At 66.8% G+C, this 20,899-nt stretch carries 19 protein-coding genes; 7 read left to right on the plus strand and 12 right to left on the minus strand.

What is annotated here, in order from left to right; genetic code table 11:
* Positions 1-2: 2 nt before the first annotated feature.
* The 6 genes from ybeY to hrcA all read right to left on the minus strand — a co-directional run bounded on the left by ybeY (position 3) and on the right by hrcA (position 6,702).
* Positions 3-569, minus strand: coding sequence for an rRNA maturation RNase YbeY (gene ybeY / locus ACIGKQ_RS01490; RefSeq protein ID WP_235722675.1), 567 nt, complete (start codon positions 567-569; stop codon positions 3-5).
* Positions 566-2,731: a PhoH family protein gene (locus ACIGKQ_RS01495; RefSeq protein WP_396572035.1), complete on the minus strand. Its 2,166-nt coding sequence runs from the start codon at positions 2,729-2,731 to the stop codon at positions 566-568. Before ACIGKQ_RS01495 ends, ybeY begins: the two co-directional genes overlap by 4 nt.
* Before the next feature lie 124 nt (positions 2,732-2,855).
* Positions 2,856-3,605, minus strand: a complete 750-nt coding sequence (locus ACIGKQ_RS01500) for a S9 family peptidase (protein WP_235722673.1) — start codon at positions 3,603-3,605, stop codon at positions 2,856-2,858.
* Positions 3,606-3,631: 26 nt separating this feature from the next.
* Positions 3,632-4,384: a 16S rRNA (uracil(1498)-N(3))-methyltransferase gene (locus tag ACIGKQ_RS01505; RefSeq protein WP_235722672.1), complete on the minus strand. Its 753-nt coding sequence runs from the start codon at positions 4,382-4,384 to the stop codon at positions 3,632-3,634.
* 29 nt (positions 4,385-4,413) lie between these two features.
* A complete protein-coding gene (dnaJ, locus tag ACIGKQ_RS01510) occupies positions 4,414-5,580 on the minus strand; it encodes a molecular chaperone DnaJ (RefSeq protein ID WP_235722671.1) in 1,167 nt (388 codons plus the stop codon).
* A gap of 87 nt (positions 5,581-5,667) precedes the next feature.
* Positions 5,668-6,702 (minus strand): heat-inducible transcriptional repressor HrcA, encoded by a 1,035-nt coding sequence (gene hrcA, locus ACIGKQ_RS01515; protein ID WP_396572038.1) that lies wholly within the window; start codon positions 6,700-6,702, stop codon positions 5,668-5,670.
* A 131-nt stretch (positions 6,703-6,833) separates the two neighbouring features.
* Between hrcA and ACIGKQ_RS01520 the strand changes: the two genes are divergently transcribed.
* Complete coding sequence (locus tag ACIGKQ_RS01520; protein ID WP_235722669.1) at positions 6,834-7,283, plus strand: type II toxin-antitoxin system VapB family antitoxin; 450 nt, start codon at positions 6,834-6,836, stop codon at positions 7,281-7,283.
* A gap of 7 nt (positions 7,284-7,290) precedes the next feature.
* Here ACIGKQ_RS01520 and hemW read toward each other — a convergent pair whose 3' ends face one another.
* Positions 7,291-8,502: a radical SAM family heme chaperone HemW gene (gene hemW, locus ACIGKQ_RS01525; RefSeq protein WP_396572040.1), complete on the minus strand. Its 1,212-nt coding sequence runs from the start codon at positions 8,500-8,502 to the stop codon at positions 7,291-7,293.
* Positions 8,503-8,927: 425 nt separating this feature from the next.
* Between hemW and ACIGKQ_RS01530 the strand changes: the two genes are divergently transcribed.
* Genes ACIGKQ_RS01530 through ACIGKQ_RS01550 form a run of 5 tightly spaced genes read left to right on the plus strand, consistent with a single transcriptional unit; the run spans position 8,928 to position 14,475 of the window.
* On the plus strand, positions 8,928-10,673 hold the full coding sequence (locus tag ACIGKQ_RS01530) for a nitrite/sulfite reductase (RefSeq protein WP_396572042.1): 1,746 nt from the start codon (positions 8,928-8,930) through the stop codon (positions 10,671-10,673).
* Positions 10,670-11,422: a phosphoadenylyl-sulfate reductase gene (locus tag ACIGKQ_RS01535; RefSeq protein ID WP_235722666.1), complete on the plus strand. Its 753-nt coding sequence runs from the start codon at positions 10,670-10,672 to the stop codon at positions 11,420-11,422. Before ACIGKQ_RS01530 ends, ACIGKQ_RS01535 begins: the two co-directional genes overlap by 4 nt.
* Positions 11,404-12,378: a sulfate adenylyltransferase subunit CysD gene (cysD, locus tag ACIGKQ_RS01540; RefSeq protein ID WP_372474971.1), complete on the plus strand. Its 975-nt coding sequence runs from the start codon at positions 11,404-11,406 to the stop codon at positions 12,376-12,378. Before ACIGKQ_RS01535 ends, cysD begins: the two co-directional genes overlap by 19 nt.
* A gap of 1 nt (position 12,379) precedes the next feature.
* Positions 12,380-13,684, plus strand: coding sequence for a sulfate adenylyltransferase subunit 1 (locus ACIGKQ_RS01545; RefSeq protein ID WP_266062880.1), 1,305 nt, complete (start codon positions 12,380-12,382; stop codon positions 13,682-13,684).
* Between the two features lie 23 nt (positions 13,685-13,707).
* Positions 13,708-14,475: a sirohydrochlorin chelatase gene (locus ACIGKQ_RS01550; protein WP_235722663.1), complete on the plus strand. Its 768-nt coding sequence runs from the start codon at positions 13,708-13,710 to the stop codon at positions 14,473-14,475.
* Here the strand turns inward: ACIGKQ_RS01550 and ACIGKQ_RS01555 are convergent.
* The 5 genes from ACIGKQ_RS01555 to ACIGKQ_RS01575 form a co-directional block, all read right to left on the minus strand.
* Positions 14,433-15,428 (minus strand): sulfate/molybdate ABC transporter ATP-binding protein, encoded by a 996-nt coding sequence (locus tag ACIGKQ_RS01555; protein WP_235722662.1) that lies wholly within the window; start codon positions 15,426-15,428, stop codon positions 14,433-14,435. The genes ACIGKQ_RS01550 and ACIGKQ_RS01555 overlap by 43 nt on opposite strands.
* A 1-nt stretch (position 15,429) precedes the next feature.
* A complete protein-coding gene (gene cysW / locus ACIGKQ_RS01560; RefSeq protein WP_235722661.1) occupies positions 15,430-16,356 on the minus strand; it encodes a sulfate ABC transporter permease subunit CysW in 927 nt (308 codons plus the stop codon).
* Positions 16,353-17,228: a sulfate ABC transporter permease subunit CysT gene (cysT, locus tag ACIGKQ_RS01565; protein ID WP_235722660.1), complete on the minus strand. Its 876-nt coding sequence runs from the start codon at positions 17,226-17,228 to the stop codon at positions 16,353-16,355. The genes cysW and cysT overlap by 4 nt, the downstream gene beginning before the upstream one ends.
* On the minus strand, positions 17,225-18,304 hold the full coding sequence (locus ACIGKQ_RS01570; protein ID WP_235722792.1) for a sulfate ABC transporter substrate-binding protein: 1,080 nt from the start codon (positions 18,302-18,304) through the stop codon (positions 17,225-17,227). Before ACIGKQ_RS01570 ends, cysT begins: the two co-directional genes overlap by 4 nt.
* A gap of 228 nt (positions 18,305-18,532) precedes the next feature.
* The gene (locus tag ACIGKQ_RS01575; RefSeq protein ID WP_235722659.1) at positions 18,533-18,730 is read right to left on the minus strand and encodes a hypothetical protein; all 198 of its coding nucleotides are present in this window, start codon (positions 18,728-18,730) and stop codon (positions 18,533-18,535) included.
* A 132-nt stretch (positions 18,731-18,862) separates the two neighbouring features.
* On the opposite strand from ACIGKQ_RS01575, the gene ACIGKQ_RS01580 reads away from it, so the two are divergent.
* Positions 18,863-20,893: a glycoside hydrolase family 15 protein gene (locus ACIGKQ_RS01580; protein ID WP_396572045.1), complete on the plus strand. Its 2,031-nt coding sequence runs from the start codon at positions 18,863-18,865 to the stop codon at positions 20,891-20,893.
* Positions 20,894-20,899 lie beyond the last annotated feature (6 nt).

A 20,899-nucleotide genomic window follows, 5' to 3' on the forward strand; every position in this document is an offset into this window, starting at 1 on the left:
CGTCACTCGTCCTCGGTGGAGGCGTTGTCGCCCGCAGTGAGATCGGTGAAGCCGATGTTGGTCAGCAGCCGCGTGTCGCGGTCGGACTGTCGACGTTGCTGCGCCTGACGATGCCGGTCGGCATAGAAGTCCTCGAGGATTCGGTTCTGCAGACCGAACATCTCCTTTTCCTCTTCGGGCTCGGCGTGGTCGTAGCCCAGGAGATGGAGCACCCCGTGGATGGTCAGCATCGACAGCTCGTGCTCGAACGACCGTCGCGCCGATTTCGCCTGTTCGGCCGCGAATTCCGGGCACAGTACGATGTCACCGAGAATGGCCGGTCCCGGTTCGGCTGCGTCGGGCCGGCCGCCCGGCGCGAGTTCGTCCATCGGGAAGCTCATCACGTCGGTCGGTCCGGGCAGGTCCATCCACTGCATGTGCATGTCGGCCATCGCGTCCTGATCGACACACAGGATGGACAATTCCGCCGCCGGATGCACATCCATCGCCGCCACCGCGAAACGAGCGGCCGAGATGATCAGATCGGCCGGGACCTCGACGCCGGACTCGTTGGCCAGCTCGATGCTCATGACCGACGCCCGTGGTTGGCGGCGCGACGCGACGCGCGGTTGCCGGGCAATCTATCGGCGTCACGCAGGCCACCGGACCGCTGATTCTCCTCGGCCCGGCCGTAGGCGTCGACGATGTCGGCAACCAGGCGGTGCCGGACCACGTCTTGGCTGGTGAGGGTGGAGAAGTGGATGTCGTCGATGCCGTCGAGGATGCGGGTGGCGGCCATCAGGCCGCTCTGCGCCCCGCCCGGGAGGTCGACCTGGGTGGTGTCGCCGGTGACGACGACCTTGGAGCCGAAGCCGAGACGGGTGAGGAACATCTTCATCTGCTCGCCGGTGGTGTTCTGCGCCTCGTCGAGGATGATGAAGGCGTCGTTGAGGGTGTTGTGCGTGAGCAGAAAGTCCTCCGTCACATACAGCGAGTCCTCGGCGGCGACCTTGATGCAGACCGCCTCCTCGGTGCCCACCTCGTCGATGCTCTCGATGTAGCGCTTCGGCTCCTTGCATGCGCCCGCCGCGTACTTCTCCACCTTGCGGCCGAGCCGGAACGGCGCCAGGCCGGCCGGCAGCCGGATGTCGAGCACGTGCGCATCATGGCGGTAGGGAACCTCACGTCCGCGTGCCTTGCCCGGAGCACGACCAGCTGCTTTCCGGGTGCGTGAGTACACCACGCCCCCGAGAGAGCGCACGAGGAAGATGACGTCGTCTCGCAGGCGGTCGGACACCGTCGTGTACTGGACGCGGCAGGTGCGTCCCGACTGGCCGACGGGTCCGCCGTCGGTGTCGAGCAGTCCTTGCAATACGGCCAGTCGGACGTCGGCGGAGTTCTGCAGGTACTGGGCGGGCACGAACTTCGTGGACGACTTGCTCCCCCACAGCCCCAGTGCACGCATCGCATGCGTGACCGGGTTCTCGATCGTGATCACCTCGCCCGGCGTGCCGATGCGGTTGAGCACATAGTCGACGTCCGATTTCTGTCGGGCCCGGATGCCGGGAACTGCGGCGACGAGCGCGTCGATGAGTTCGGGGTCTGCGGTGGTGAACGACGGTGTCGTCATGCCCGCCATACATCCGTCACCGAGCATCAGTCCGAGGGCGTACGGGTCGAGAGGTACCGGCTGGGCGTCGATGGAGACCGGCGCAGCCAGCATCGGCAGCTCGTAGCGGTGGTAGTGCGCCGCGCGGAGATTGCCGATCATCTCCTTGGCGGCGAGCACCCGGGGCCCCTTGCCGCGACGTCGGTCGCTGCGGGTGTACACCGACCACAGGTGATCGGTGGAGCACAGAGTGGAGGCGCCGTCCTGTGCGGTCACCCGCACGATGTCCTTGAAGCCCTGCGGGTAGATGCCTTGCACCTCGGTGGGCTTGCCGTTCGAGCCGATGACTTGATCGCCGACCTCCAGGTCGCCGATCGGGCGGAACCCCCCCGGTGTCAGCACTCGGGTCGACAAGGGTTGCGCCCGGCCACGCATATACGCCAGAGGCGCCACCTCGATCACCCCGGCCGCCATCAGCTTCGGGATCGCCTCGGGGTCCATCATGTCGTGCAGCGCGTCGTACAGCGGCCGCAGGTAGGGATCGATCTTCTCGCTGAGCGTGCCCGGCAGGAAGCCGAGACGTTCACCGGCCTCGACAGCCGGGCGGGTCAGGATGATGCGGTTGACCGACTTGGACTGCAGCGCCTGCACGGCCTTGGCCATGGCGAGGTAGGTCTTGCCGGTACCGGCTGGGCCGAGACCGAACACGACGGTGTGGTTGTCGATCGCGTCGACGTAGCGCTTCTGATTGAGCGTCTTGGGCCGGATGGTCTTGCCGCGGCGGGAGATGATGTCCAGCGACAGCACATCGGCGGGCGATTCACTCGAACCTTCCGACAGCATCGACACACTGTGCCGAACCAGGTCGGGGGTCAGCGGGGTGCCGCGACCGACGAGATCGACCAGCTCGGCGATGACGCGTTCGGACGCCGCCACATCGGCGGGTGCGCCGGTCAACGTGACCTGGTTGCCCCGTACATGGATATCCGCCGGCAGCAGTTGTTCGAGAGTACGGAGATTGACGTCACTTGCTCCGAGCAGGCCGAACACCACCTCGGAAGAGATTTCCACGTTGGAGGTGACAGATCGGCCCGCGGGTGGTCTGTTCGACGACGTGCTCGCGTCCGGGGTGTCGTCACTCACGTATGAAATCCCTCCTCAGGGTCCATGTTCGGTGCAGCTGTTGCGCCGCGATGGTGCCAGTCTAACGCGATTGAACGGGGCATCAGCAGGCATTATTCCGCTCGTACACAGGCCGGGCGCCGGTTCACACACCCAGCAACCGGATCGTCTGCCGAGTGGAGACGCTGTGCGGATCCACGAACGCGTCGTGGCCCTCACCCGGCACCACCACGAGTTCGGCCGATTGGCCGGCCGCGGTGACCGTCTGCACGTAACGCCGGCTCGACTCCACCGGAATCGCGCTGTCGAGTTCACCGTGCAGTGCCACCACATGCGCCTCGAAGGGCTCCTGACACAGCGGGGATGCCTCCCGATAGCGATGTGGGATCTCGTCGACCGGTCGACCCATCAGCCCACGGATTGACGGCCGGTTCGCGCCTGCTTCGAGGTCCAGTGCCGCCGATTGAGCGATGACCTGGGTGATCGTGGTGCCCGCGGTGCGCGCCCCCAGCTGCGCCACCGCCCAGACGGCGAGTTGTCCGCCCGCCGAATGGCCGACCACCGCGACCGCATCCCAGTCCACTCGCGAGCCGATCTCGGGCGGTACGACATCGCGGACAGGACCGTCGAGAGCCCGCAGCGCGGCCAGCACATCTCGGCCGGTGCCCGGCCAGCCGCCGCCTTCCTCGCCGACACGGCGGTACTCGATGTTCCAGACCAGGCAACCACGTTCGGCGATCAGACGAGCGATCGCGGTCTCGATGGTCAGAGCGAACTCGGTGCTCCAGTAGCCGCCATGGATGAGCACCACCGGCCGCACCGTGTCCTCGGGTCCGACGCCGTCTGCGGGGAGATATACATGCCCGAATTGCGATGGCGCCGTACCGTATTCCACTTTGGTCCGATGAACGGCGCATCGTCTCACCGGGTCACCCACCGATCGGTCAGGACTCCGATCGCGCCGAGCGCGACGGCCGCGGCGCTCGACGTGCGCAGGATCTCCGGCCCCAGGATCACCGGCGTTGCGCCGAGCGCGGTGAGATCGGCGATCTCGGTGTCGTCGACGCCCCCTTCGGGTCCGACGACCAACACGATCTCGGAGGCCTCGGCGATCGGAAGGTCGCGGAGCCCGACGCCGCCATCCTCGTGGAGGATCGCCGCCACACCGCCGCCGGCGATGGCGTCAGCGCAGCGACTGCGGACATCTGTCGTGGACGCCAGCGGTGCGATCGACGGAATCCACGGTCGCCGACTCTGTTTCGCGGCAGCCACCGCAGCCGCCCGCCACTTGTCCCGCCCCTTGTCGGCCTTGCCGGTCCACCGGGCCACGCACCGCGCCGCCTGCCACGGCACGATCTCGTCGGCCCCGGCCTCGGTGGCGAGATCGACCGCCAGTTCCGACCGCTCCGACTTCGGCAGTGCCTGCACCACCGTCACGCGGGGCCGCGGAGGGTCGACGTAGGCGTACGAATGCGCCCGGGCCACCAGTGAGTCCTTGCCGGTGATCGCCACGATCTCGCAGCGGGCGGTGGACCCTCGTCCGTCGCCGGCGATCAACTCCGCACCGACGGCCAGTCGGGTGACCGTGACCGCATGGCGGCCTTCGGAACCAGACACCACGACGTCGGTACCGGCACGCGGTACGTCCTCGACCCAGAACAGTGGTGGACTCACGCGTAGCTCTTGTCAGTTCGTCGTCGGGTTCAGCGTCCGGCGAAAGCGTTACGCAGTCGCGAGAAGAGCCCACCGGCTGCGGCGCCCGTCGCGGAGCTGACGACCTCCGGCTGCTCATGCGATGCCTCGCGGAATTGGTTCAGCGCCTCGGTCTGGGCGGTGTCGAGTTTGGTGGGAACCACCACCTCGAGGTGCGCGTGTAGAGTGCCGCGGACCCCGGTGTTGAGGTGCGGCATGCCCTGGCCCTTCACCTTCACCACATGTCCGGGCTGGGTCCCCGGCGCGATGGTGACGCGCGCGGTGCCGTCGAGGATCGTGTCGACGTCGATCTCGTTGCCGAGCGCGGCGTCGGCGATCGGCACGCGGACGGTGCAGTGCAGGTCGTCCTTGTCGCGGACGAAGACCTCGTGCTGACGCTCGGTGACCTCGACGTAGAGATCACCGGCAGGCCCACCGCCCGGGCCGACCTCACCTTGTCCGGACAGTCGCACGCGCATGCCGTTCTCGATGCCGGCGGGGATCTTCACCGTCATCGTGCGGCGGGAGCGGACACGGCCGTCGCCCCCGCACTTTCGACACGGGTCGGGGATGACCTCGCCCACGCCGTGGCACGTCGGGCACTCGCGCACGGTCATCACCTGGCCCAGGAAGGATCGCTGCACGGCCTGGATCTCGCCCTGACCCTTACAGGTGTCGCAGCTGGTCGGTTTCGAATCGCCGTGGGTACCCGATCCCTTACACAGGTCACACAGGATCGCGGTGTCGACGGTGATCTCCTTGTTGACTCCGGCCGCGCATTCGTCGAGGTCGAGTTCCACGGCGACCAACGCGGGTTCGCCCGGCTGCACCCGGCTGCGCGGTCCACGACCTGAGCCGAATCCCCCACCGAAGCCTCCGCCGCCGCCGGAACCGAAGAATGCCTCGAAGACATCTCCCAGACCGCCGCTTCCGAAGCCGCCGCCCGAGAAGCCGCCTTGGCCCGGACCCGCCATCGGGTCCCCGCCGGCGTCGACGATGCGGCGCTTCTCGGGGTCGGTCAGCACCTCGTATGCGGTGCTGACCTCTTTGAATCGGTCCTCTTCGCCCGGGTTGACGTCGGGGTGCAGCTCACGCGCCTTCTTGCGGTAAGCGCGCTTGATCTCCTGGTCGGAGGCACCCTTGGCCACACCCAGGATTCCGTAATAATCACGTGCCACGGTCGTCTCGGTCCTGTCGTCTCACTGGTCACACTGGGCTCGGGTGGTCCGGCATCGCTCCCGGGCCGCTGCGGGCGGCCGCACGGGTCAGCGATCGGCCAACACCTCGCCGACATATTTGGCAACGGCTGCGACAGACGCGATTGTTCCCGGATAGTCCATACGGGTGGGACCGACCACGCCGACGCCGCCGAACACCGTGCCCGAAGCACCGTACCCTGTCGACACGACCGAGGTGCCACGCAGGTTCTCGGTCTGCGTCTCCTCCCCGATCTGGACGGTGACCCGTCCCATACGCTGGCTCGTGGCGAGCAACTTCAAGACCACCACCTGCTCTTCGAGGGCGTCGAGCACCGTGTCCATCCCGCCGAACACCGGCGCGAAGTCGGCGGCCGAACGGGCCAGATTGGACGTGCCGCCGAGAACGAGACGGTCGTCACCACGCTCCACGAGCGTCTCGACGAGAATCGTGGCCACCGCGATCACCGCATCGCGGATGTCGTTCGGGGCATCGTTGGCCAGTTCGGCGACCGCCACCGACGCCTCTTCCAGACGTTTGCCGTGCAAGGCCGCGGAGAACATGTCGCGCAAGCGGATGTAGTCGTCCTCGTCGAGGTCGTCACCGAGCGCCACCATGCGCTGTTCGACCCGACCGGTATCGGTGATCACCACCAGCAACAGCCGCGACGGCGACAGCGACACCACCTCGAGGTGCCGCACGGTGGCCGTCGACAGTACGGGGTACTGGATGACGGCGACCTGCCGAGTGAGCTGAGCGAGCAATTTGACCGAGCGTCGCAGCACGTCGTCGAGGTCCACCCCGGAATCGAGGACCGACAGGATCGCGCGTCGCTCTGCCGCCGACAACGGCTTGACCTCGCTGATCCGGTCGACGAACATCCGGTAACCCTTATCGGTGGGTACCCGGCCGGAACTGGTGTGCGGCTGGGCGATGTAGCCCTCGGCCTCCAGCACCGCCATGTCGTTGCGGACCGTCGCGCTCGACACCCCGAGCTGGTGGCGCTCCACGAGCGCCTTCGAACCGATGGGCTCCTGTGTGGAGACGAAATCGGTCACGATCGCACGCAAGATCTCAAATCTGCGATCGTCCGTGGTCGACATCCGACTACACCTCCCGATCGTGCACTCTGCCATACAGTAGGTGACGTCCATCTTACGAACCGTTGCGTGCATTCCGCCGGACGCATCATCCACGCGCCCGTCGCCACGCACGCCGGACCAGGAAGTGTTCGATGATCTTCAAGGGGGTAAGGGACGGGAGGCCCTATCCCGACCATGGGATGTCGGCGAGTGCGTGGGCCAAGATCCCGCCCCGTCAGTTCCGGCTCGACGAACTCACCACGGTCACCACGGTCCTCGCGCTCGACCGTCTGCTGAGCGAGGATTCGACCTTCTACGGCGATCTCTTCTCGCATGTCGTGCGGTGGCGCGGCGATCTGTATCTGGAGGACGGGCTGCACCGCGCAGTGCGCTCGGCACTCCGTAACCGGCACATCATCCATGCCCGCATGCTCGATCTCGACGCCATCGACCTCGACGCCGACGCGGACTCGGTGGCCGACCGACTCGACACCGAACGCCTACCGTCGCCGGGCCGGGCTCCGGTGCCCGGCGGCGCCCATCGCAAGGCCACCCGCAGCACCGGCTGGACCCTCCCGTCGACTACCCCTCCCCAGTGGTGAGCCACCGTCACCCGGCGTACAGGATCTCCCGCACCACCCGATCGGCGAGCAGCCGTCCGGCGTCGGTGAGCACCAACCGTGCGCCCACCGAACCGACGAAGGCGAGCAGCCCGTCGTCGACGAAGCCCGATGCCCGCCGGAACTCCTCGGCGGTGAGGTGCTCGACGGGCAGCCCGTTGCGGCATCGCGCGGTCAACATCACCGACTCGACGTGGCGGTCTTCGTCGGTGAGTACTTCGTGACCGCCCACCGGCAGCCGCGCATCGGTCAGCGCGTCGGCGTATCGGGCCGGATGCTTCTGGTTCCACCACCGCACACCATTGACATGGGAGTGCGCACCCGGTCCGATACCCCACCAATCACTGCTGTACCAGTACGCGAGATTGTGGCGGCAGCGACTGTCCTCACCGCGTGACCAGTTGGACACCTCATACCAATCGAATCCGTCGGCCTGCAGGCGGCTGTCGAGGATCTGATAGCGATCGGCGAGCACGTCGTCGTCAGGTGCGGGCAGTTCGCCACGACGAATCCGACGCGCCAACGCGGTGCCGTCCTCCACGATCAGGGCGTAGGCGGACACGTGGTCGACGTCGGTGGACAGTACGGCGTCGACACTGGCGTGCAGATCCGCATCGGTCTCCCCCGGCGTTCCGTAGATGAGGTCTAGATTGACATGTCGGAAACCGGCGGCCGTGGCCTCGCGGGCGGCGGCCACCGCCCGCCCCGGCGTGTGAGTGCGGTCCAGTGTCGCGAGCACATGCGGTGCCGCGGACTGCATCCCGAGCGAGACCCGGGTGAATCCGGCTGCCAACAAACCGTCGAAGAACTCCGGCGAGGTCGATTCGGGGTTCGACTCGGTGGTGACCTCGGCGTCGTCGGTGAGCTCGAACCGGGCACGCACCGCGTCCAGGAGGCGCCGCAGACCGTCGGCCCCCAGCAGCGACGGCGTGCCACCGCCGACGAAGATCGTCGAGACCCCTCGGGCCGGATTCAGCAGCCGTGCGGCGCTGTCCAGCTCCCGCTCCACCGCCTGCTGCCATGATTCAGGCGACGAGGAGCTGCCCAACTCCCCTGCCGTGTAGGTGTTGAAATCGCAGTACCCGCAGCGCGTCGCACAGAACGGCACATGCAGATACAGGCCGAGTGGTGTCGCCGGGTCGACCGCACCACACGCTACTTCGACGGCGCTGTCGACTGCCGGCTCGGTTTCGACCTTCATGGGTCCATCATGCGCGCTCGGTGCGGTGTGATGAGCGCCACCTCGACCGTTTCGGCGCCACTTCGCGGACGCGGAATAGACGTCGCACCGAACGCCTTGACCCCAAAGGAATGGACCTCGAGGTGCACCGGTAACGGACATTTGCCTCATCGTGAGGAAAAATAACCCCAAGTAGACGCGGCAAGGGTGATCGTGGCACTATGAACGACGTGACTTCCCCAGGGGTGTGGCTCGCAGCCCGACGCCACATCGATCTCAAGCGCGTCTGCAGCGCATTCTGTCGTCCTTAGACGACGTGTTGCCCTGTCGTCGGCAGACGACAGTTCGGCCCTGAGAAGTCCCCCGCTCGACGCGGGATGCCGACACGTTTCCAGCCCACCTTTTCGTGATCGCTGACGTGTGCCTGCGTCAGCTCAGGAGACTTCATGACGTCCACCACCGACGATCTGTCCGTGACCACGCCCGACGCAGCCGCCAAGGCCGCGCCGGCCGCGGACCGCCCCGCTCGTAAGAAGCGCCCGGCCAAGCGCCGCGCCGAGGGCCAGTGGAAACTCGGTTACCGTGAGCCGCTGAACCCCAACGAGCAGGTCAAGAAGGACGACAACCCGCTCAATGTCCGGGCCCGCATCGAGAACATCTACGCCAAGCAGGGCTTCGAGTCGATCGACAAGCAGGATCTGCGCGGCCGGATGCGCTGGTGGGGCCTCTACACCCAGCGCGCCGAGGGCTACGACGGCACCTGGACCGGCGACGAGAACATCGACATCCTCGAGGACAGCCACTTCATGATGCGGGTGCGCTGCGACGCGGGTGCCCTCAACGTCGCCCAGCTGCGCACCCTTGGCGAACTGTCCACCGAGTTCGCCCGCGACACAGCCGACCTGTCCGACCGCGAGAACGTCCAGTACCACTGGATTCGCATCGAGGACGTCCCCACCATCTGGGAGCGGCTCGAAAGCGTCGGGCTCTATACCACCGAGGCGTGCGGCGACTGCCCGCGCATCATCCTGGGTTCCCCGCTCGCCGGTGAGGCCGTCGACGAGGTGCTCGACCCCACCCCGGCGATCGACGAGATCGTCCGCCGCTACATCGGTGACCCGCAGTACTCGAACCTGCCGCGCAAGTTCAAGACTGCCATCTCCGGTCTGCAGGACGTCTCGCATGAGACCAACGACGTCGCCTTCATCGGCGTGAACCATCCCGAACACGGCCCGGGCCTGGACCTCTGGGTCGGCGGCGGGCTGTCCACCAACCCGATGCTGGCGCAGCGGGTGGGCGCCTGGATTCCGCTCGACGAGGTGCCCGACGTGTGGGAGGGCGTGGTCGCCATCTTCCGCGACTACGGCTACCGCCGACTGCGCACCAAGGCACGACTGAAGTTCCTCATCAAGGACTGGGGCATCGAGAAGTTCCGCCAGGTCCTCGAGGACGAATACCTCGGCCGCAAGCTGATCGACGGTCCGGCACCCGAGCCGCTGACCGCTCCGCGCGACCACGTCGGCGTGCAGAAGCTCAAGAACGGCCTCAACTCGGTCGGTTTCGCCGCGATGGCCGGCCGTGTCTCCGGCACCATCCTGACCAAGGTGGCCGAGGCAGCCGAACGAGTCGGGTCCGACCGCATCCGCTTCACCCCGTACCAGAAGCTCGTGGTGCTCGACGTCGCCGACGACAAGGTCGACGAGCTCATCGCCGACCTGGCGAAGCTCGGCCTCAGTGCCCGGGCATCCAACTGGCGACGGAACCTGATGGCGTGCAGCGGCATCGAGTTCTGCAAGCTCTCCTTCACCGAAACCCGCAAGCGTTCGCAGCGGCTGGTCCCGGAGCTCGAGGAGCGCCTCGCCGACATCAACGCCGACCTCGACACCCCGATCACCGTGAACATCAACGGCTGCCCCAACTCGTGCGCCCGTTCGCAGGTCGCCGACATCGGCTTCAAGGGTCAGCTGGTCGAGGACGGCAACGGCGGACAGACCGAGGGATTCCAGGTGCACCTGGGCGGAAGCCTGGGCCAGGACGCCGGATTCGGCCGCAAGCTGCGGCAACACAAGGTGCTCTCCACCGAACTCGGCGACTACATCGACCGGGTGGTCCGCCAGTACGTGGAGCAGCGACACGACGGAGAACGGTTCGCGCAGTGGGCCGTTCGAGCTGACGAGGAGGCACTGCGATGAGCACGTCCACCGACACGACAGCGACCGGCCGACGGTTCAGCGAAGACGAGCTACGCGCGATCGCCGAGAAGGGCGCGGCCGACCTCGGCCCCGACGCCACTCCCGCCGACCTGCTGCGCTGGACCGCCGAAACCTTCGGCGACAATTTCGTGGTCGCGTCCAACATGCAGGACGCAGCGCTGGTCGACCTGGCCACCAAGAACATCGACGACGAGGCGCTGCACGGCAGCAAGCTCAAGGTGCTGTTCCTGGACACCGGCTATCACTTCGCCGAGACCATCGGCACCCGGGACGCGGTCGAGCAGGTGTATGGCGTCGAGATGGTCAACCTGACCCCCGAACACACCGTCGCCGAGCAGGACGAACTGTTGGGCCGCAACCTGTTCGCCCGCGACCCCGGCGAATGCTGCCGGCTGCGCAAGGTGGTTCCGCTCAAGAACGGGCTCGCCGGCTACGACGCCTGGATCACCGGCATCCGGCGCGTGGAGGCACCCACGCGCGCCAACGCGCCGCTGATCTCCTTCGACGAGGGCTTCGGGCTGGTCAAGATCAACCCGATCGCCGCCTGGTCGGACGAGACCATGCAGGACTACATCGACTCCAACGGCGTGCTGGTCAACCCGCTCGTCGACGACGGCTACCCGTCGATCGGCTGCGCACCCTGCACCGCCAAACCCGAACCCGGATCCGATCCGCGCAGTGGCCGTTGGGCCGGTCGCGCCAAGACAGAATGTGGGCTGCACGCATGACCATCGCCGACACCTCGTCCACCACCACCCCCGACACCGCACGGGCCGTGGTCGACTCCGCCGACGACTTCACCACCCTCGACGCCCTCGAATCCGAGGCGATCCACATCTTCCGTGAGGTCGCCGGCGAGTTCGAACGCCCGGTGATCCTGTTCTCCGGCGGCAAGGACTCCACCGTGCTGCTGCACCTGGCGATCAAGGCGTTCTGGCCTGCGCCACTGCCGTTCTCGCTGCTGCACGTGGACACCGGACACAACCTGCCGGAGATCATCACGTTCCGCGACGAGATCGTCGAGCGGTACAACCTGCGCCTGCACGTCGCGTCGGTGGAGGAGTACATCGACGACGGTCGCCTCACCGAACGACCGGACGGCATTCGCAACCCACTGCAGACCATCCCGCTCCTCGACGCCATCACCGAGAACCGCTTCGACGCGGTGTTCGGCGGCGGCCGACGCGACGAGGAGCGCTCGCGCGCCAAGGAGCGGATCTTCTCGCTGCGCAATGCCTTCGGGCAGTGGGACCCCAAGCGTCAGCGCCCGGAACTCTGGAACCTCTACAACGGCCGCCATGCACCCGGCGAGCACGTGCGCGTGTTCCCGCTGAGCAACTGGACCGAGCTGGACATCTGGCGCTACATCGCCCGCGAACAGGTCCTGCTGGCACCGCTGTACTACGCGCACGAGCGTGAGGTCTACTCGCGCGACGGCATGTGGATGACCACCGGCCCGTGGGGCGGACCCCGCGAGGGTGAGGTCGTCGAGAAGCGCGTGGTGCGTTACCGCACCGTCGGCGACGGCTCGACCACCGGCGCGGTGCTCTCCGACGCCGCCGACAACGAGGCCGTGCTCGCCGAGGTCGCCGCCTCCCGACTCACCGAACGCGGCGCAACCCGCGGCGACGACCGCGTCTCCGAGGCCGCCATGGAAGACCGCAAGCGCGAAGGATATTTCTGAGATGAAGCACGCCCCCGACCTCCTGCGTATTGCGACGGCCGGCAGCGTCGACGACGGCAAGTCCACCCTCGTCGGCCGCCTGCTCTACGACACGAAATCGGTTCTCGCCGACCAGATCGACGCCGTCACCAAGGCCTCGGTCGACCGCGGCCTGGAGGGTCCCGACCTCTCGTTGCTCGTCGACGGGCTGCGCGCAGAGCGTGAGCAAGGCATCACGATCGACGTCGCCTACCGCTACTTCGCCACGCCGGCACGCTCTTTCGTGCTCGCCGACACCCCCGGCCACGTGCAGTACACCCGCAACACGGTGTCCGGTGCGTCCACCGCCCAGCTGGTGATCCTGCTGGTCGACGCCCGCAACGGTGTCGTCGCGCAGACTAGGCGCCATGCCGCCGTGATGGCGTTGCTCGGTGTGCCGCAGTTGGTTCTGGCGGTCAACAAGATCGACCTCGTCGACGATCCGGCCACCGCCTTTGCGCAGATCTCCGCCGAGTTCGCCGAGCTGACCCGTTCGCTGGGCTGGTCGGCCGAGCAGGTCACCGCGATCCCGGTCTCGGCTCTGCACGGCGACAACATCGCCACCCGGTCCGAGTCCACCCCGTACTACGACGGTCCGGCACTCATCGAGCATCTCGAGACGGTGCCGAATGTCACCGACCCTCGGCCGGTGGGCCTGCGCTTCCCGGTGCAGTACGTGATCCGCCCGCGCACACCTGAGTTCCCCGACTACCGCGGGTACGCCGGACAGATCGCCGCCGGCCGGGTCTCCGTGGGTGACGAGGTCGTGATCCTGCCTGCGGGCACCCGCAGCACCATCCGGCAGATCGATACCGCCGACGGGCAGCTCGCCACCGCGCACACCGGCCGCAGTGTCACGCTGCTGCTCGACGACGACGTAGACATCTCGCGCGGCGACCTCATCGCCGCTGTCGCCGACGCCCCGGAACCGTTGCAGCAGTTCAGCGCGACGGTCTGCTGGTTGGCCGAGAAGCCGCTGCGCCCCGGTGCCCGTCTGCTGCTCAAGCACGGCACCCGCACCACACAGGCGATCATCGGCGGCCTCGAGGTGCTCTTCGACGAGCAACACCTGTCGCTGATCGACGCCCCGGACACCGTGGAGCTCAACCAGATCGGCCGCATCTCCATCCAGACCGCCGAGCCCATCGCCGCCGACGACTATCAGGTCAACCGCGAATCGGGCAGCTTCCTGCTGATCGATCCGCAGGGTGGTAACACCCTCGGGGCCGGCCTCGTCGGTGACGCGCTGGCGCATCTGCACCTGTCGCAGACGCCGGAGCTCGTCTGAATCCCGTTCGGTTGGACAAGCTGATGAACCCGACACTGCTGTTGGTGGCACACGGCAGCCGTGACCCCCGGTTCGCGGCCACCGCCTCGCGCATCCGCGACGCGGTCGGCCGCGTCATGCCGGGAGTCGACACCGAACTCGCCTATCTGGACCTCGACGCTCCGCTGGTCGGTACGGCGCTCGAGGAGGTCACCGGCGACTGCGTGGTGGTTCCGCTGCTGTTCGCGGCGGGCTATCACAGCAAGATCGACCTGCCGACGATCATCGCCGACCACACCGGTCGCGGGCGTGCGGTCACCCAGACCGACGTCATCGGCTCGTCACCACTCGCCCAGGCCTTGGCCTACCGCCTCGTGGAGGCCGGGGTCACCGATCCGGTCGCCGATCGTGTCGGGGTGATCCTCACCGCCGTGGGCTCTTCCGACGCCGCCGCCGACCGCCACGTCCGCCGGCGCGCGATCGAGTTGTCCACGCTCCTGAACCGACCGGTCGAGGTGGTGTTCGCGACCAAACTGGGCGCGCGTGATCATCGTCTGCGGACCGCCATCCGTCGCCTACGATCCGCCGGCGCGGAGCGCATCGCGGTGAGCCCGTACTTCTTGTCCGCCGGCCTGCTGACCGAGCGGGTCGAGGCCGCAGTCGATCGCCACACCAGCGATGCGGTGGTCGCGGGACCGCTGGGCGCCCACCGTGACGTCATCGAGGCCGTCTGCCGTCAATACCGGGCGGTGGCGACCCGCGACTCTACTCAGGAGTCGCTGAGCGCGGCCACCTTCGTCGCGCGGGCGTAGATCACCTCTCCGGGTTTCAGATTCAACGCGTACGCGTCGCCTCGGGTGATCTGCGCCTGGAACTCGTCACCGGTCGTGGCGGCGATCAGCTCCAGCCGCACCTCGAATCCGAGATGCACCACCCGCGTCACCGTCGCCTTGATGACCCCGGTGTCCAATGCCGAGTCTGCTGCCGGCAGTGCCAGTTCGGGGTTGCGCCCGATGCGGATGTCGTGCGGACGGACCAGTTCGCCGTTGAGGCGCACCGTCGACCCCAGAAACGACGCGACGAAGACGTTGGCCGGTCGGTCGTAGAGGTCGTCGGGTGTGCCCACCTGTTCGATACGCCCCTTGTTCAGCACCGCGATGCGGTCGCTCACGTCGAGCGCCTCCTGCTGGTCGTGGGTGACCAGCACGGTGGTGACGTGCACCTCGTCGTGCAGGCGACGCAACCACTTTCGGAGATCCTCCCGGACCTTCGCGTCGAGCGCACCGAACGGTTCGTCGAGCAACAGCACCTGCGGGTCGACGGCCAATGCACGCGCCAGGGCCATCCGCTGGCGTTGGCCGCCGGACAATTGCGCGGGAAACCTCTTCTGGAACACGGTCAGCCCGACCACGTCGAGCAGCTCGTCGACCTTCGCCGCGATCTCAGCCTTGGGACGCTTGCGGATCTTGAGGCCGAACGCGATGTTGTCGCGCACGGTGAGGTGCTTGAACGCGGCATAGTGCTGGAACACGAATCCGATGTCGCGTTGCTGCGGCGATGCGGTGGAGACGTCGTTGCCCTTGATGAGCACGGTGCCCGAGTCGAGGCTGTCGAGACCGGCGATCGCCCGTAGCAGCGTCGATTTGCCCGAGCCGGACGGGCCGAGCAACGACGTCAGCGACCCTTCCGGAATGTCGATGGAGACGTCGTCGAGAGCGGCGAAATCGCCATACCTCTTGTTCGCGCGTATCACCGAGATCGACATGTCACATGCCTTCCTTGTGCGGTTCGGTCGAGGCAGGGCCGTACGGGACAGCCGGCGCGACATCTTCGGCAGGCGCCTCACCAGTCGACGGTTCGTCACCGGCCGCCTCGTCGGTGTCGCCGACCCGGCTCTGGGCACCGCGTTCGATGAGTGTCATCGCGATCAACACCGCGATGGCCACCAACATCAGCAATGTGGCCGCAGCATACGCGCCGTACTCGTTGTAGTCGTCGACGTAACGAGAGTGAACCAGCAGGGTCAGGGTCTGCGAGATGCCGGGGAAATTCGACGACACCATCATCACCGCGCCGTACTCGCCCAGTGACCGGGCCACCGTCAGCACGATGCCGTACGTCAGACCCCACCGGATGGCCGGCAGCGTGATCCGGCTGAACGTCTGCCAGCCGTTGGCCCCCAACGTCGCAGCCGCCTGTTCCTGCTCGGTACCGATCTCGCGCAGCACCGGCTCCACCTCGCGCACCACGAACGGCAGCGTGACGAAGATGGTGGCGAGCACCAGACCGGGGAAACCGAAGATGATGCGGAACCCGGCGCTCTCGATGCCGCCGAACCATCCGCCGTAGCCCCACAGCAGGATCAATGCGACGCCCACCACCACCGGCGACACAGCGAACGGGAGGTCCACCACGGCCTGCAGAATCCCCTTGCCGGGGAATCGGCCGCGCACCAGGGCCAGCGCGGTCACGATGCCGAACACCACGTTCAGCGGCACCACGATCGCAACGATCGCCAGGCTCAACTGGAGGGCGGAGATCGCGGCGGGTGTGGTGATCCACTCCCAGAACTGCCCGACCCCGTGTTCGAACGACCGCCAGAAGATGAGGGTCACCGGCACGATCAACAGCACGAACAGATAGATGAGCGCGACGGCACGCAGACCGTAGCGGGTCAACGGCGACAATCTCACTGGTCGCGCTCCTCTCGCATCCGTTGCCGGTGACCCACCAGTCGCAACACGAGCAACGCACAGAAGGCGATCAGCAGTAGCATCACCGAGACAGCGGCCGCCCCGACCGGGTCGTCGACCTCGATCTGCTGCTGGATGTATTGCGAGGCGACCTGGGTGTCGCGCGGAATGTTGCCGCCGATGAGCACCACCGAACCGAACTCGCCGATCGCGCGGGTGAACGCCAGGCCTGCACCGGTCAGGATCGACGGGAGCAGCGCAGGCAGCACGATCTTGGTCCAGGTGGTCCAGTTGGTCGCGCCCAACACCGCAGCGGCCTCTTCGACGTCGGTGTCGAGTTCCATCAGCACCGGCTGTACCTGCCGCACCACGAACGGCAATGTGACAAACGTCAACGCCACGACCACTGCGGGTTTGGTGGCGTTGATGTGAACGTCGATCGGGCTGTTCGGGCCGTACAGCGACAACAACACCAGGCTGGCCACGATGGTCGGCAACGCGAACGGGAGATCGATGATGGCGTTGACGAATCCCTTGCCCCAGAACTGGTCCCGCACCAGCACCCACGCGATGATGGTGCCGAAGACCACATTGATCAATGCGGCCACCAGCGAAACGATGACGGTGATCCGCAAAGTGGCCAGCGCGTTGGGGTCGGTGACGGCGTCGACGAACCCAGACCACCCATCAGAGAACGACGAGACGGTGATCGCGGCCAGCGGCAACAGCACGATGACGGTCAGCCACAATGATGCAACGCCGATGCCCAGCGGACTCACCCCGCTGAATGTGCGGCTGCGTCCCAGGAAACCTCGGGGCGGCGCCTTGCTAACGGCTCTTTGGGAACCACTGTCGGTGACCGGCGTGCTCACTGTCGGCCGCCCGTGTCGTAGAGCTCGGTGATCGAACCGTCCGAACCGAACAGCACCGTGTCCACCGCCGCCCAGCCGGTGCGGATCGAGCCGTCGGCGGCAGGGCCGGCCTGCGGACCGAGAACCGCGCCGAGTTCGTCGATGGTCCACAGCTTCTCGATCTGTCCCGGGAACATCTCCTTGGTCGCCGCCGCGACGGAATCGGTCACCGGCCGGAAACCCTGTTCGGCCCACAGGAGTTGCGCTTCGTCGGTGAACAGATAGTCCACGAAGGCGCGTGCGGCGGGCTCGTCGGAGGTGGTATTGACCACGGCCACCGGGTTCTCGATCTGGAAGGTCTCGCGCGGCACGAAGTACTCCACCTGCTGGTCCGGGCTCGCAGTCGCGTTGGCCCGATCCAGCATGATCGCCTCGTTTTCGTAACTGATCAGGACGTCGCCCTGCCCTTGTTCGAAGGCCGTGGTGGCCTCGCGTCCCGACTTGGGGATCACGGTCACATGGTCGCGGATCAGTTCAGCGATGTAGTCGAGGCCTGCCTGGTTGTCGCGGCCGCCGTTGCTCTTCACCGCGTAGGGGGCGAGCAGATTCCATTTAGCCGATCCGGAGCTGCCCGGATTGGGGGTGATGACCTGCACGCCCGGCTTGAGCAGGTCGTCCCAGCCGCGGATGTTTTTGGGGTTGCCCTTGCGCACCACAAATGCGACCACCGACCCGAACGCAACGCTGTTGTTGGGTTCGCGCTGCTGCCAATCCGCGTCCACCACGCCGGCGTCGACGAGTCGGGTCATGTCCGGTTGCACCGAGACGTTGACGACGTCGGCGGGCACGCGACGGGCCACCTTGCGGGATTGGTCACCGGACGGGCCGTACGACTGGGAGAACCCGATGTCGTGGCCGCTCTCGGTGCGGCGGAAGGCCGGGATCACCACGTCGAAACCCGGTTTGGGGGTCGCGTAGGCGATCAGGTTCACATGACGCGAGCCGGTGGAGATGTCCTCGCCGCCGGGCTCATCGGTCGACCCGCCTCCGCAGGCCGCGAGGACGAGCGTCAGGGTTGCCGCGATGGCCACCGCCATCGCGGGGCGCCTCGAGCGCACGCCAACCGACTTCGTCACGCTCACTTCCTCCCACGCTGCGTCACACCGAACTCATAGACGCTAGCAACGCCCGGGGCCGTGCCACCAATGCGTTCGCGCCGGCGCCACCTCACTACCGCGGCCAGGTCAGCGGGTGAGGACCCAGGCCAAGATCACCAGCACGATGAGTGCCACCAACGCCAACGTCACGCGAGAACGGAACATCGCCTACAGCCCCTTTCCATCGTCGTCGGCGAATCGTCGTCGATCGAACACCGTCGAGACCGCGTCGACCAGCACATTGAGCACCGCTGCCACCACCACGGCGAACGGGATCACCACCACGAGGGTCACCAGCAGCTGCGGAACGAACGAGAGACCGGTCAGCCACTCCTCGACCCCGTCCCACCAGGTGAGCAGCGACATGACGTATCACCTCATCGTCTTTCCGGCCCGACTCGTGGGCGCACCCGGGTTTCGCTCAGGCTGATTCAAACCCGGCGAGATCCCGACGTCGGCCGAGTGGCGACGGTCGGGCCTGATCGCAATGATATAGCCATGACTCCACCGGAAGACGCTGCCGTCACTGCGCTGCCCATCGACAACGCCACGCACATCGACGCCGCCGGCAGCACACATTCCGATGCCACCGGAATCGACCCGGAGGCAAAGGCCTTCTCGCCCGCCACACCAAGCCACAACGCGTTCCCACCCATCGGCGATTACGCCTTCCTCTCCGACACCGAGACCAACTGTCTGATCGCGCGTAACGGTTCGGTCGAGTGGATGTGTGTGCCACGTCCCGATTCGCCCAGCGTGTTCGGAGCCGTCCTCGATCGCAGCGCCGGGCACTTCCGACTGGCCCCGTACGGCGTGAACGTGCCGGTCGATCGGCGGTACCTGCCGGGCAGCCTGATGGTGGAGACGACCTGGCAGACCGACACCGGGTGGATCGTGGTGCGCGATGCCTTGGTGATGGGTCCCTGGCACGACCACGAACGTCGGTCCACCACACATCGCCGCACCCCCACCGACTGGGACGCCGAACACATTCTCTTGCGGACGGTGCGTTGTGTCTCAGGGACCGTGGAACTCGCCTTGAGTTGCGAACCGGCATTCGACTATCACCGTGGCAAGACAGTGTGGGAGTATTCGGGGCCTGCCTACGGCGAGGCGATCGCCACCGGATCGGGTACCACCGCCCCCGGTCCCACGCTCAAACTGACGACCGATCTCCGGCTCGGGCTCGAAGGCCGCGAGGCCCGGGCCCGCACACGTCTGGTCGAGGGCGACAGCAAGTTCGTCGCACTGTCCTGGTCACGACAGCCCGCGCCGCAGAACTACGAAGAGGCGGCGCAGAAGATGTGGTCGACCTCCGAGTGCTGGCGGCAATGGATCAATGCCGGCACCTTCCCCGACCACCCGTGGCGCACGCATCTGCAGCGTTCGGCATTGACTCTCAAGGGCCTCACCTACTCGCCCACCGGCGCACTCCTCGCCGCAGCGACCACATCGTTGCCGGAAACACCAGGCGGGGAACGTAACTGGGACTACCGATATGCCTGGGTGCGTGACTCCACGTTCGCGCTGTGGGGCCTGTACACCCTGGGACTCGACCGTGAGGCCGATGACTTCTTCTCGTTCATCGCCGACGTGTCGGGGGCCACCAACGGCGAGCACCATCCGTTGCAGGTGATGTACGGGGTGGGCGGCGAGCGCACCCTCGAGGAGGAAGAACTCCATCACCTGTCCGGATACGACGGCGCCCGTCCGGTGCGTATCGGAAACGGCGCCTACAACCAGGCGCAGCACGACATCTGGGGCACCATGCTCGACTCGGTCTACCTCAACACCAAGTCCAGCGAGGCGGTCCCGGAGACCCTGTGGCCGGTGTTGAAGGCACAGGTCGAGGAGGCAGTGAAGAACTGGCGCAAACCCGATCGCGGGATCTGGGAAGTGCGCGGCGAACCAAAGCATTTCACCTCGTCGAAGGTGATGTGCTGGGTCGCTCTCGATCGCGGCGCCCGGCTCGCCGCCCTTCATGGCGAGAAGTCGTATGCAAAGACATGGGCGGGCATCGCCGACGAGATCCGCGCCGACATCCTCGAACACGGCGTCGATGAGCGTGCGGTGTTCACCCAGCGCTACGGCGACCCAGCGCTCGACGCGTCCGCACTGCTGATCCCGCTGCTGCGCTTTCTGCCCTCGGACGACTACCGGGTCCGCAACACTGTGCTCGCGATCGCCGACGAGTTGACCGACAACGGACTGGTGCTGCGCTACCGCGTCGAGGAGACCGACGACGGACTCTCCGGCGAGGAAGGGACCTTCACCATCTGTTCGTTCTGGTTGGTCTCGGCGCTGGTTGAGATCGGTGAGTTGCATCGCGCCAAGGTGCTGTGCGAGCGGTTGCTCTCCTACTCCAGCCCGCTCAAGCTCTACGCCGAGGAGATCGACGCCAAAACCGGCCAGCATCTCGGCAACTTCCCGCAGGCGTTCACCCACCTGGCGTTGATCAACGCGGTGATGCACGTGATCCGGGCCGAGGAGGCCGCCAGCCACGGCACGTTCCAGCCCGCCCACCACTGACGGGAC

The sequence above is a fragment of the Gordonia sp. NPDC062954 genome (assembly GCF_044543825.1).
Taxonomy (GTDB): Bacteria; Actinomycetota; Actinomycetes; order Mycobacteriales; family Mycobacteriaceae; genus Gordonia; species Gordonia tangerina.